This window comes from Chitinophaga sp. ARDCPP14 (genome assembly GCF_051362515.1).
Lineage (GTDB): Bacteria > Bacteroidota > Bacteroidia > Chitinophagales > Chitinophagaceae > Chitinophaga.
Genome location: NZ_JBKIXB010000015.1, coordinates 176,453 through 188,935 on the forward strand (window position 1 = coordinate 176,453; position 12,483 = coordinate 188,935).

Sequence of the window (12,483 nt, forward strand, 5' to 3'; positions counted from 1 at the left end):
CCGGTGGCTCATATGATTGTCTTTATAAACTATTCCTGATCGCTGATCCCCAGCTCCTTTATGTCAATGTCCTCCTCCTCGTCCAACGGCTTCCACAGCTCTTTCTTCTTCGCTTTCTTCAACAATGCCTTTTCCATCCACAACAGTAAAGCCGGCAAAATAGTCAGATTCGTAACCATTGCCACCACCAGGGTCAGGGAAGTAAGCCATCCCAATGCCTTTGTACCACCAAATCCCGAGAAACTGAAAATCATAAAGCCGGCAAACAGGATAGCAGAGGTATAAATAATACTCAGCCCGGTTTCATGGATCGTTTGCTTCACCGTAGCACTGATGTCAAAATCATGACGCGGCAACTCCTGCTTAAAATTAACCAGGAATCGGATGGTAACGTCGATGGCTATACCAAGCGCTACACTAAACACCAATACCGTAGATGGTTTCAACGGAACGCCTACCCATCCCATCACACCGGCCGTAACCACCAGTGGAATCACGTTCGGGATCAATGATATGATCAGCATCCTCCAGGAACGGAACAGGTACAGCATACAAAGCATTATCAACACAAAAGCCAGGATAATACTCTCCATCAGCCCGTTAATAATGAAACGGGTACCTTCCTGGAAAATCACACTGGTGCCGGTAAAAGTTACTTTGTAATGCGCCGTATCAAAAATAGCAGTTACCTGCGGCTGCAATGAATCCAGCAACAACGGCAGCTTCTGCGATCCTACATCTTTCATATTTACACTCAACCTGGCCACCTGCCTGGTGCTGTCCATAAAGGAAGAAACCAGTTTGGAGAAAGTAGAAGCGGGTCCGGCAGTATTCCCACCCTTCATGCGCAGGTAAGGCGCCAGGAAGCCTAGATCAAACTGGTTGGGTACCGCAAAGTTGGAGCTGTCCCCGTTATAATATGCCTGCTTGGCAAATTTAATACCCTCTACTACCGACAATGGACGGCCAAAATCAGGCTGCGCAGCAATCAACTGTGTCAGTTCATCCAACTTATTCAGCGTCTGCAGATTTATTACACCATTCTTCTTTTTCGTATCCACCGCAATTTCCAGTGGCATTACCCCTTTGAAATTCGTTTCCAGGAATTTCAGATCCGTATACAATTTGTCGGTATGCGGAATATCGTCCAGCATATAGCCCACAGACTGCAAACGCCCCATTCCCACTATGGCCGCTATCACCAGCACCAAACTTACTCCGTATACCCATGGGCGGTATTTAAACACCAGCGTGGTCAGGAAATCAAGTATTGCCCCAAAGAACCGGTTATCCAGGTAAGTAGTATGCTTGCTCTTAGGCGCAGGTAAATAACTTAAAACAGAGGGCAGGAAAATAAAAGAGATCAGGAAGATGAACATGATATTCAACCCTGCTACTACACCAAACTCTTTCAGGATGGCACTGTTTGTGAAACAGAACACCCCAAAACCAATAGCAGCTGTAAGATTGGTAAACAGGGTCACTATCCCCATCCGCTGTATCATATGCACCAAAGCCCGTGTTTTATTGGCATCCTTGGCGTATTCTGTATGGTATTTACTCAGGAAGTATACACAGTTGGGAATCCCTATCACTACTATTAACGAAGGTATAAGCCCGGTAAGTAATGTAATTTTATATCCCATCAGTACGATGGTAGCCACTGACCAGATTACACCGATAGCCACTACAATCATGGACATCAGTACCGCGCCAAATGAACGGAAAAACAGGAACAGGATCAAAGCAGTTAACACGAAAGAGATTTTCAGGAACAGCTTCAGCTCATCCGCTACCTTAACGGCCATGGCTGTACGAATAAGCGGCAGGCCACTCAGGCGTACTTCTGTATGCTGCTTTTCCTGGAAGGCATTGGCCAGCTTCGTAATTTCATTCACTACAGCCGTACGTTTCGGGGAATTAAATACATCCTTGTTCACATAAATAGCCATGAGGTAAGCATGGGTATCGGGGTTGTATAGCAGTCCTTTGTAAAAAAGGAGGGTGTGGAAAACACGGGATAAACTATCGATTACCACCTGGTTGGTCAGATCCCCCTGGAAAAGTAAATTAGCCTCCAGCTTCTGTGTGCTGTCGTTCTTCACCAGGTTGATAGCCATCGGCACACTCATAATATTCTCCACTGCAAAAACATTCTTCATGTCCTTGTTCAGCTGAACATAGTCCTTGAAAAAATCTGCCTGGAAAAATTTATCTGTTTGCACGGCAAGCATCAACACATTACCATCTCCGCCAAATCTCTTCTTAAAATCCTGGTACTCAAGAAATTTAGGATTATCATGGGGTATGGTGGCCACGTAGTCGTATGACATTTGTACCTTGCTGGCAAAATAACCCATCACGCCGGTACCGGCAAGCAGTAGAACAAGAAGCAATAATCGATATTTTAGCACAAAGCCTGCTAAACGTTGCCACATAAGGATTTCCTTTTTAGTAATGGGCGTAAAGGTAATTAAAATAGCTATTAGCTGTTAACAGGCAGCGATGAGCTGACTCCTTTTAGCTGCCAGCTGTTAGGTTTTAGCTTTTAGCCGTTCAATCCCTTCGTTTGTGTAACTTGCATTCCGGTTTCTTTCACTTAACTGCTAACAGCAAAAGCCAGGAAAAATTGCTTCACAAAACACGCGGCATCGTATTACGCACGGTAAAGTATGGCGACACCAGCCTGATCGTGAGTATATTTACTGAACTCTTCGGGGTACAATCGTATATGGTAAACGGCGCCCGTTCCTCCAAACCCAAAGCTGCCAAAGGAAATCTGCTGCAGCCGGGTAATATCCTGGAACTGGTGGTATATCACAACGAAATCAAAAACCTTCAACGCATTTCCGAATACAAACTGGGATATCTGTACAACTCCGTACACCTCAATGTGGTAAAAAATACGGTAGCCCTTTACATGATAGAGCTCCTCCAGAAATGCCTGAAGCAACCGGAGCAACAAACCGATCTCTATTTCTTTACAGAAAATATCCTGCAACTGCTGGACATCTCCGGCCTGCCGGTGGTGGCAAACCTGCCTTTGTACTTTACGCTGAAAATGGGAGAGCACCTGGGTTTCCGGCTCAATGGAAGATTTTCTGAATACACCCCTTACCTGGATTTACAGGAAGGTACCTTTTCCGATCTGCCACCACATCACGCCAATCACCTTGATACACAGAGCAGCGAATTAACAGACCAGCTGTTTCAATGCACGGCAGTAGAGCACCTGGCGGCGATTACAATGAATAAAGAAAGAAGAAGAAAATTACTGTATGCGTACCTGGAGTTTTTCCGGCTGCACTTACCTGATTTTACAGAGATGCATTCCCCGCCTATTTTACACGAGATCCTGGATGCCTGATCTGTTGGCCCAGCCTGGCGGCCTTCGCTCCCTCTTCGGTGAAGAATTTCAGATCCACCGTATTCCCATCAAAAACAGCGTAGGAAAAATAATTCAGCCAGTCCCCCAGGTTGATATACCTGCTGGCGCCGGGTAATGGAATATCGAGGGGCAGATGCCGGTGTCCGTAGATGAAATAATCGAAATGTTCTTTTTGCAGTATTTCTTTACTGTAAATGGCCAGCCACTCATTTTCCGTTCCAAGGAAATGCTCCAGCTCCTGCCCGGTAGCAGAGCGGCTTTTGCGGCTGAAATAATTGGCAAGGGCAATGCCCCAGGCCGGGTGGATAGCAGAAAACATCCACCGGCAAAACGGGTTCCTGAATACTTTTTTCAGCATCTTATAACCATGATCACCCGGGCCTAAGCCATCACCATGACCGATATAAAACCGTTTATTGCCAATGGTATAGGTTTGCGGCTCATAATAAACCGGGATGTTCAGCTCTTCCTCAAAATACCCGTCCATCCACATATCATGGTTACCAATAAAAATAGAAATACCGATTCCTTTGTCGCTTAGCGCGGCCAGCTTTCCCAAAATGCGGGTATATCCTTTGGGGATCACATGCTTGTATTCAAACCAGAAATCAAAAATATCACCTACCAGGAAAATATGCTGCGCATCAGGTTCCACCTGCTCCAGCCATTGCAAAAGCAGCTTTTCACGCTCCCTGCTGGCGGCAGGATTGGGAGCGCCAAGATGAAAATCTGAGGCAAAATATATTTTCTTATTGGCCGGTAATGCAATATCCATTCTTAAAATTATGAAGCTTTTAGCTTTTAACGGTTAGCCTTCAGTGGAAGAAGCGATACATCGCTCCGGTACTGAAAGTTAACAGCTAAAGACTAAAAGCCATTTATTTATTCGTCTACTAAAAATACGTATACTTCTTTGGGACCATGGATCCCTACTACCAGTGTTTTCTCGATATCAGCGGTACGACTGGGCCCTGTTGCAAAAGATATGGCTGATGGGATATCGTTACCGTATTTATCTTTCAGCTTATTAAGCGCATCCTTCAGGTCAAATACCAACTGGTGCGTGTAGGCTACCACGATATGCACAGGCGCATATACCGGTAATGCTCTGCCACTGGGTTGTGCGGAACTCAGCACCAATGTTCCGGTGCGGGCTACCAGGTATTCACAATCCGTGATGGCGGCATCTGCTTCGTGCATGGTCCCCTGGTTGAGTACAGGTAAATCCTGCTGGTGGATTGTTTTCAGCAGGGCAGGTGTCTGGCAAAACACATTGTGCCATTCTTTGTGTTCACAAAGCGCACGAAGGCTTTCCATCAACTCACCTTTTCCTGTACAGTAAACAAACTTTCCCTGCAACCGGGTAAATTCTTCTGCAAACTTTAATTCCAGGCTCTCATTCTCGGTTCTGAAAACAGACGAGTTGCCCTCCGAATTCGGGAAGGGCAACTGTACTGACTGACTTAACGCATTCCGTACTCTCTTCAGAATATTTTCCTTAGCAGGAGAAATCTTCATATCACTATTTACGCATTAGCAGGTGATGGAGAAGGATTGATGATATCTGACGGATGTACTCCTTCAGTAGGAGCGCCTTCTTTACCCAGCTGGTGTTCTTTGTGGGTATCGTAAGGACGTTTACCGATCAATCTTTCCAGGTCGGCCTGGTATAAAACTTCTTTTTTCAGCAGTTCTTCTGCCAGTGCCTTTACCTGATCCATTTTGGATGTGAGCAGGTCTTTGGTTCTAATATAAGCGGTGGCAATCAGTTTCCTTACTTCATCATCAATCATCTTGGATGTTTCTTCTGAGTAAGGTTTGGTAAATGACTGATCACTGTTTGGATCGTAGAAAGATACATTACCAACTTTATCGTTCATACCATACACGGTTACCATTGCATACGCCATACGGGTAATTACCTGCAGGTCGTTTTGTGCGCCGGTAGAAATTTTACCGAAAACCAGTTCCTCTACCGCACGGCCACCAAGGGTCATGCAGATATCATCGAGCAACTGTTCGGTGTTGTACAGATATTGTTCCTTCGGAAGATATTGTGCATAACCAAGCGCAGCTACACCACGGGGAACGATGGTTACTTTCACCAGCGGGTTAGCATGTTCCAGGTGCCAGCCACAAATAGCGTGACCTGCTTCATGGTAAGCAATTACTTCTTTTTCTTCCGGAGAGATGATTTTGTTTTTCTTTTCCAGACCACCAATTACACGATCAATCGCGTCATTGAAGTCGTCCATTTCCACCTGTGTTTTCCCTTTACGCGCAGCAATCAGTGCCGCCTCGTTACAAACGTTGGCGATATCCGCACCGGCGAAGCCTGGCGTCATGGAAGCCAGTTTTTTCACGTCCAGGTTGGGAGAAGTTTTGATAGGCTTTAAGTGCACTTCAAAAATAGTTTCTCTTCCGGCCAGATCCGGCTTATCGATAGAGATCTGACGATCGAAACGGCCCGGGCGCAGTAAAGCGCTGTCCAGTACATCAGGGCGGTTGGTAGCAGCCAGGATAATGATACCACTGTCTGTTCCGAAACCATCCATTTCTACCAGTAACTGGTTCAGGGTGTTTTCACGTTCGTCGTTACTCATCATTACGTTCTTGCCTCTGGCACGGCCGATAGCATCAATTTCATCGATAAAGATGATACATGGCGCTTTTTCACGGGCTTGCTTAAACAGGTCACGTACACGGCTGGCACCTACTCCCACAAACAATTCCACAAAGTCGGAACCGGACATGGAGAAGAAAGGCACCTGAGCCTCGCCTGCCATTGCCTTTGCCAGGAGGGTTTTACCGGTACCCGGAGGGCCTACCAGCAGGGCGCCTTTGGGGATTTTACCTCCCAGGGCGGTATATTTTTTAGGATTCTTCAGGAAATCCACAATTTCCATTACTTCCACCTTCGCTTCGTCCAAACCGGCTACATCGTTGAACGTAATATTCACACGGGTACCTTTGTCGAACAGCGTAGCTTTAGATTTACCAATATTGAAGATGCCGCCCGGACCACCACTGCCACCGGCAGGACCGCCCATCTTACGCATCAGCAATATCCACAAACCAATGATCAGGATAATTGGTAACAGCAACTGGAAAATAGGCTCAAACCAGCTCTGACGCTCATCATAAGAGATCTTTACCTGGTTTTCCACCGGAACACCTTCCTGTGCTTTATCTATATCCTTTTTGAAACTTTCTTCGCTACCAATTGAAAAACGGAAGTGAGGACCGGGGTTCTCTCCGCCAAATTTACTTTTGTTAACGTCTTTAAACTTGGCCTCTTTAAGATGGTCATGTTTTATGTAGACTTCTACATATTTTTTATTTACGACAACCAGCTTATCAACATCTCCCGGTTTCAGGTAATCCACCTGAAATTCCTGGAAACTGATTTCTTTGGTTGGGGATCTCAAATCAAAAAAGTTCATTGCGAGCAGGGCCACGCCAATAAAGGCATATACCCAGTATATATTGAACTTCGGTCCTTTCTTAGGTGATTTCTCCGAACCCTTGTTGAAGTTATTGCCTCCTTTTTCCATAATCTTACGCTCCTTTACGGATGTTTATTGCAATCAGAATAATATGAATAATTAAATTCTAAAACAACTGTTTTGTTTAGCTTTCTGTGTGGTCCATCCTGTCCGCGTCGCTCCACATTTCTTCCAGATTATAGAACTTCCTGTTTTCAGGCTGGAAAATGTGAACTACTACATTCACATAATCAACCAGAACCCAGTTTTGAGAACTAAATCCTTCGTGTTTGTACGGTTCCTCTGAAGTATGCTTCTCCACTTCCTCTGACACATAATCAGCAATGGCTTTCACCTGGGTGCCGGAATTGGCTTCACATATTATAAAGAAATCGGCCACGGCTTCAGGAATCTGGCGTAGATCCAGGGACACAATATTTTCCCCCTTCTTATCCTGTATGGCCTTTATGATGGTGGTAAAAATTTCACTTTCTCTGGTCAGGCGTTGCTGCGCCTTCTTTCTCGTGCTCAGAACGGTTAAGGGTGCCAATAAATCTCGTTTTTGTTAAAAATAATCTTTAATTGTCAAAGTTACTAAACAAGCAGTAATATAAGATGTTTAATATCCGCCGCGGGGGGCCTGAAAATGTTAATTAAATAATAAAATGAATTACTTTTCGGGCCGGATACAGACTAAAAAAGATTCATGTGATAGGACACCCGTTTTATATATTAGACGAAATAGACAGCACCAATAACTATGCCATGGAGCAGGTAAATTCCGGCCAGGTGACATCAGGCACAGCCTGGTTTACCAGCAACCAAACAGCCGGAAAAGGAACCCGCGGGAAACAATGGCTCGCCCAACCCGGAGATATCAGCGCCCTCACAATTGCTCTCCAACCGGCTATGTTACCGCTTTCAAGGCAATTTATGCTCAGCGTGGCAGTCGCCCTCGGAACCACCGATTTCTTCACTTCCTATGCCGGCGACGAAACAATCATCAAATGGCCAAACGATATTTACTGGCGTGACAGAAAGGCAGGAGGCATCCTGATTGAGAATGTATTGCGTGGAAATATATGGCAATATGCCATTATCGGGATCGGACTCAACATTAACCAGGCTTCCTTCCCGCCCGATCTGCCCAATGCAGTTTCCCTCCGGCAAATTACCGGCAAGTCCCGTGAGGCGGAAACCCTGGCAAGAGAACTCTGCACTTTCCTCGATAAAAGGATCCGTCAACTGCAACCCGCCAATTATGAAACGCTGCTTGCTGAATATACCTCCCGGTTGTTCCGCTGGCAACAATCAGGTTTATACCGGAAAGACGGGGAAATTTTTGAAGGCATCATCCGCGATGTATTGCCCGACGGCCATCTCTGCCTGGAGAAAAACGGCGAAATATTACCACTTGGCTTTGGCGAAGTGGAGTTTATTATTACCCGGTAACCGGTTACTTCCGGGAGTAAACGTTTTGCTCTTCATGCAAAGCCCGCTTCAGCGCTGCCGGCAATTCCGGCGAAAGGTCCGACAACAGCCAGGCGCCGGCGCCCCATAAGTATTCCCTGGACAAGGCATCTTTCATTACACCGGTTTGCGTCAACCGGCCTATCATTTTCATATAGGCGCCTTCCGGCTTCTTACCGATTTTAACAATGTAACGGATGGTGTCCATCTCCCTGAACCAAAAAACGTAATCCGCATCCATTGCATTGGCTAATGGAATATTCCTCCCCCTGTTATAGTAATTCAAAGCACCGGCCTCGCCGTAGTTGTCACAGATCAGCAAGGTGTAACGTTTATCCGCGTCCGGCACCTGCTGCCACGTTTGCCACGACATATCCGCCAGTTCCCTCCAGCCAAGCATATCCGCAAAGTCCTGGGGAAGGGTATGATCTTCCCCGTCTTCCCAGCGCAATAAACCCAGCGCCTGGAACTTGCCCGCCTTTTCACGGATCTCAACAGGCTTCATTACCGGGAAAATAACGTTCGCCAGCAGTCCAAAAGGCACTACAATGAGGGCCACCCAGAGCAAACGCAGGTAACGCGTCCAGTCGTGCGTGAAAATCCGCTCCCAATAAACACTCCCGAAAGCCAGTAATACCGGGTATAAACCAACCGAATAATAACTTTTTGCCCGGAAATAGGTAAACAATAACATGGTTAGTGCGTAAATGCCGATTATCACCCGGTAAGACCGGAACGACGGCGAAATAATTAATCCTATAACCGCCGCCACCACAATAAAAGCACCACCCACAAAGAACTTTAACTGATCTCCCAAAAAAGAAACCCGGCTTACATGTACCAGCTGGCTTTCACTTAATTCCTTCATATGATGCAATACCGGTATGCCATGCTGCAACTGCCAGATGATGTTTGGAAAAATGATCACCACGGCTACTCCCATTCCTGCATACAGGTATTTATTCCTGAACACTTTCCGGTGTGCGGACAGCAGCAGCGCCACCACCATTCCCAATACGAGGAAAATAATATTGTACTTGTTAAGCACGCCCACACCCGTAACCACGCCCATCCACAACAACCATTTGTTCTCCTGCGTTTGCAGAAACTGCATCAGGCACCAGAACAAGGCCGTCCACGCCAGGATATCAAAAGAATTGGGCTGATACAGTATGTTCATGCGGGACAAGCCTGAACATAAAAATGCAAGCGCCGCCAATACCTGCGCAAACCAGCCGCCACCCAGCTTTTCCACCATTTTCCACATCAGCACCATCGTGAGCGCACCATACAACGCAGGAAAAAATTTCACCCAAAAAAAATTATTCCCCAACCATTGTATCAGTAAAGAATTAAAGGCAGTAAGCGGCGGCACCGATAAGTATCCTGCTGCCAGATGATTGGCCATATCCAGGTGTAGGTATTCATCCCGGTGAAGCTCGTAATACGGGCTCAATACTGCATATTGAAAAACCATCTTTATAATAATGAATGATAATAACAACCATAAAGAAGTGGGGCGATACCCTGGTTGTCCGGTAGTGGGATGTATCATATGCGGTGACAAAAAAAATTTTAACCATTAAAAAAAAACGGAAATACCTGCTGATGTTGCAATGTATTTCCGTTATAGATTTTAAAATTTCTTGTTCAGTGGCATATGTGGCAGGCTGCTCTACATAGCGATCATCAGGGCTTGATGATAACAAGATTTTGGTTGATAAAGGCGTTAACAAATTGTGAAATTTTTTCTGATTAATCAAAAATGAAATTGCAACTATGTTTCATTTACGAAAACAAGTCCCTGTCAGTAAGGCTTTACATGGATTTCAAACCAGTAAAAGTTAACATACCCGCAAGAAGTACTGAAAGATTTTAACATAGAATTGTTTAAATTTGGTGTATGCCTTCAAGTAAAAACAACTCCATTACACTCAGGACCTTCAATGACTTCAACGACGATCTGCTATTATACACGCAAAAGGAGGTAACTCCCAAAGCGCCGTTAAATGGTAGTTTTACAGTACATGAAAGATCTGATTGCCCTTGCGTGGATGAAGTGAGAGCCAGCAGACGGGACTATTATAAGATCAGTTTCTTTACCAAAGGTTCCGGCATTTTCACCCTCGGTGATAGCCGTTACGAGATCGATAGTCCTGCTTTACTTTTTATTAATCCATACGAATTAAAAACATGGCAGCCCACCTCGGAAGAGCAGGAAGGGTATAACTGCCTGTTCACCGACCTGTTGTTTGAAGCACAGCCCAATCACCAGGAAAACCTGTTACAACACCCGCTTTTACAGATGGGCGCAAAAGCGGTATTCACTTTAACAAATGAACAGGTCGATTATCTCGAGTCCATTTTCAGACAACTGGTAAAAGAATACCGGGAGAATGCCGCCTTTAAACAGGAAGCGATTCTTATTTACCTGAAATTGCTGATGCTGGAAGGGAAACGCCTGTCTGCCCAGGTAAACGAACCCAAACGGCAGCTAACAGCCGCACAGGCGCTTGCTCATCGCTTTACAGACAAGCTGGAAAAACAATTCCCGATCGAATTTACGCATAACCAGTTGTCACTGAAAACTGCCAAGGAATTTGCACAGGTATTAAATACGCATCCCAATCATTTAAATGCGTGTGTGAAACAGGCTACCGGTCGTACCGTGAGCGAACATATCCGGCAAAGAATGCTGCTGGAAGCGCGCCTGTTGCTCATGCATACTGACTGGCAGATTGCTGAAATTGCCTGGTGCCTGGGATTTGAAGATCCTGGTAACTTTACGCATTTCTTTAAAAATCATAGCGGCGTTTCTCCACATCTCTACCGGGCGCAGTAATGCTTGATTTTTGCAATTAATACTTTGCTTCTTACAATTCCGGAACCTGTACCTGCATGTAAATTTGTATCACTAAAAATTTTAACAATGCAGTACAGAAAACTAGGTAAAACAGGCGAATCAATTTCCGCAATAGGACTGGGTTGCATGGGCATGTCATTTGCATATGGCAATGCACAGGATTTTAATGAAACAGAATCACTGGCTACGCTGGAGCTGGCACTCGATCTGGGCATTAACTTCTGGGATACCGCAGATATGTATGGTCAGGGTGCCAACGAAATCCTGCTGTCAAAAATTCTCGCTACTAAAAGAGATAAAGTTTTCCTCGCTACTAAATTCGGATTCAGATTCAATGACGATGGCACCAACTATTTCGATGGTTCCCCGAAGTATATGAAACAAGCAGTGGAAGACAGTTTGAAAAGACTGAAGGTAGATGTGATTGATCTTTATTACACCCACCGGATAGATGAAAATATTCCTGTAGAAGAAACAGTAGGCGCCATGGCTCAACTGGTAAAAGAAGGCAAGGTGCGCTATCTCGGATTATCAGAAGCTGGTGTGGAGTCTATTAAAAAAGCCTACGCGGTTCATCCCATTGCTGCGCTGCAATCAGAATACTCCTTGTTTACCCGCGATGTGGAAGACGGCATTTTGGCCACTACCCGCAACCTTGGCATCACCCTGGTAGCCTACAGCCCACTGGGAAGAGGCCTTTCCACCGGCGCCATCAACAACACCGATGTTTTGAAAGATGGTGATTTCCGCAAAAACCTGCCCCGGTTCCAGGGAGAAAATTTTGAGCAGAACTTACAAACCGTAAACGCATTGGAAGCTTTTGCCAAAGAAAAAGGTATTACCGCTGCCCAGTTATCGCTGGGATGGTTGTTGGCACAAGGCGAAGATATCGTGCCTATTCCAGGAACAAAACGCAGAAAATACCTGCAGGAAAATGCCGCCGCAGCGGAGGTGAATTTATCCTCAGATGACCTGGCAGCCATCGATAGCATCTTACGCGATAACGCCATCGCCGGCACGCGGTATACACCAGGGGGAATGCGCCTGGTAAACAGGTAGGACGCGGATTTTGTCTTTCTCAGGATTACGCTGATTTTACTGATTTTTACTTTGGATTTTATAAAGGATTAAGGGAGATAGAAGCGGATATTGTACTGCTCCCCAAAGTTTAGACTTTTTTGATTAGGCGGCTTGAGTTCGATATTGTATTGGACTCAAGCCATTTAGTTTTAATTTGATTCTATCGTTATTATAATATTCTATATATTCTCGAATGT

Annotated in this window: 11 protein-coding genes; 4 read left to right on the forward strand and 7 right to left on the reverse strand. The window is 45.4% G+C overall.

Going from position 1 to position 12,483, the window contains the following annotated elements:
* Nucleotides 1-29: 29 nt before the first annotated feature.
* Nucleotides 30-2,396: an efflux RND transporter permease subunit gene (locus tag ACLHR0_RS29825; RefSeq protein WP_370909179.1), complete on the reverse strand. Its 2,367-nt coding sequence runs from the start codon at nt 2,394-2,396 to the stop codon at nt 30-32.
* Nucleotides 2,397-2,629: 233 nt separating this feature from the next.
* On the opposite strand from ACLHR0_RS29825, the gene recO reads away from it, so the two are divergent.
* Nucleotides 2,630-3,367, forward strand: coding sequence for a DNA repair protein RecO (gene recO / locus ACLHR0_RS29830; protein WP_436491474.1), 738 nt, complete (start codon nt 2,630-2,632; stop codon nt 3,365-3,367).
* On the opposite strand, the gene ACLHR0_RS29835 is transcribed toward recO, so the two are convergent.
* From ACLHR0_RS29835 to rsfS, 4 genes are all read right to left on the reverse strand, one after another.
* The gene (locus ACLHR0_RS29835) at nt 3,339-4,163 is read right to left on the reverse strand and encodes a UDP-2,3-diacylglucosamine diphosphatase (protein ID WP_436491475.1); all 825 of its coding nucleotides are present in this window, start codon (nt 4,161-4,163) and stop codon (nt 3,339-3,341) included. The genes recO and ACLHR0_RS29835 overlap by 29 nt on opposite strands.
* Nucleotides 4,164-4,270: 107 nt before the next feature.
* Nucleotides 4,271-4,906 carry a LutC/YkgG family protein gene (locus tag ACLHR0_RS29840; RefSeq protein WP_370909176.1) on the reverse strand — a complete coding sequence of 212 codons (636 nt, stop codon included), beginning with the start codon at nt 4,904-4,906 and terminating at the stop codon, nt 4,271-4,273.
* An 8-nt stretch (nt 4,907-4,914) separates the two neighbouring features.
* The gene (gene ftsH, locus ACLHR0_RS29845) at nt 4,915-6,942 is read right to left on the reverse strand and encodes an ATP-dependent zinc metalloprotease FtsH (protein WP_370909175.1); all 2,028 of its coding nucleotides are present in this window, start codon (nt 6,940-6,942) and stop codon (nt 4,915-4,917) included.
* A gap of 76 nt (nt 6,943-7,018) precedes the next feature.
* The gene (gene rsfS, locus ACLHR0_RS29850) at nt 7,019-7,423 is read right to left on the reverse strand and encodes a ribosome silencing factor (protein WP_429043755.1); all 405 of its coding nucleotides are present in this window, start codon (nt 7,421-7,423) and stop codon (nt 7,019-7,021) included.
* Between the two features lie 158 nt (nt 7,424-7,581).
* Between rsfS and ACLHR0_RS29855 the strand changes: the two genes are divergently transcribed.
* Nucleotides 7,582-8,325 (forward strand): biotin--[acetyl-CoA-carboxylase] ligase, encoded by a 744-nt coding sequence (locus ACLHR0_RS29855; RefSeq protein WP_436491476.1) that lies wholly within the window; start codon nt 7,582-7,584, stop codon nt 8,323-8,325.
* Between the two features lie 4 nt (nt 8,326-8,329).
* Here ACLHR0_RS29855 and ACLHR0_RS29860 read toward each other — a convergent pair whose 3' ends face one another.
* Nucleotides 8,330-9,820: a glycosyltransferase family 39 protein gene (locus tag ACLHR0_RS29860; protein WP_436491477.1), complete on the reverse strand. Its 1,491-nt coding sequence runs from the start codon at nt 9,818-9,820 to the stop codon at nt 8,330-8,332.
* 426 nt (nt 9,821-10,246) lie between these two features.
* On the opposite strand from ACLHR0_RS29860, the gene ACLHR0_RS29865 reads away from it, so the two are divergent.
* A complete protein-coding gene (locus ACLHR0_RS29865) occupies nt 10,247-11,185 on the forward strand; it encodes an AraC family transcriptional regulator (protein WP_370909171.1) in 939 nt (312 codons plus the stop codon).
* Between the two features lie 87 nt (nt 11,186-11,272).
* The gene (locus ACLHR0_RS29870; protein WP_436491478.1) at nt 11,273-12,265 is read left to right on the forward strand and encodes an aldo/keto reductase; all 993 of its coding nucleotides are present in this window, start codon (nt 11,273-11,275) and stop codon (nt 12,263-12,265) included.
* Nucleotides 12,266-12,388: 123 nt separating this feature from the next.
* On the opposite strand, the gene ACLHR0_RS29875 is transcribed toward ACLHR0_RS29870, so the two are convergent.
* A partial coding sequence (locus ACLHR0_RS29875) for an IS3 family transposase (protein WP_436490891.1) occupies nt 12,389-12,483 on the reverse strand: 95 nt, incomplete at its 5' end.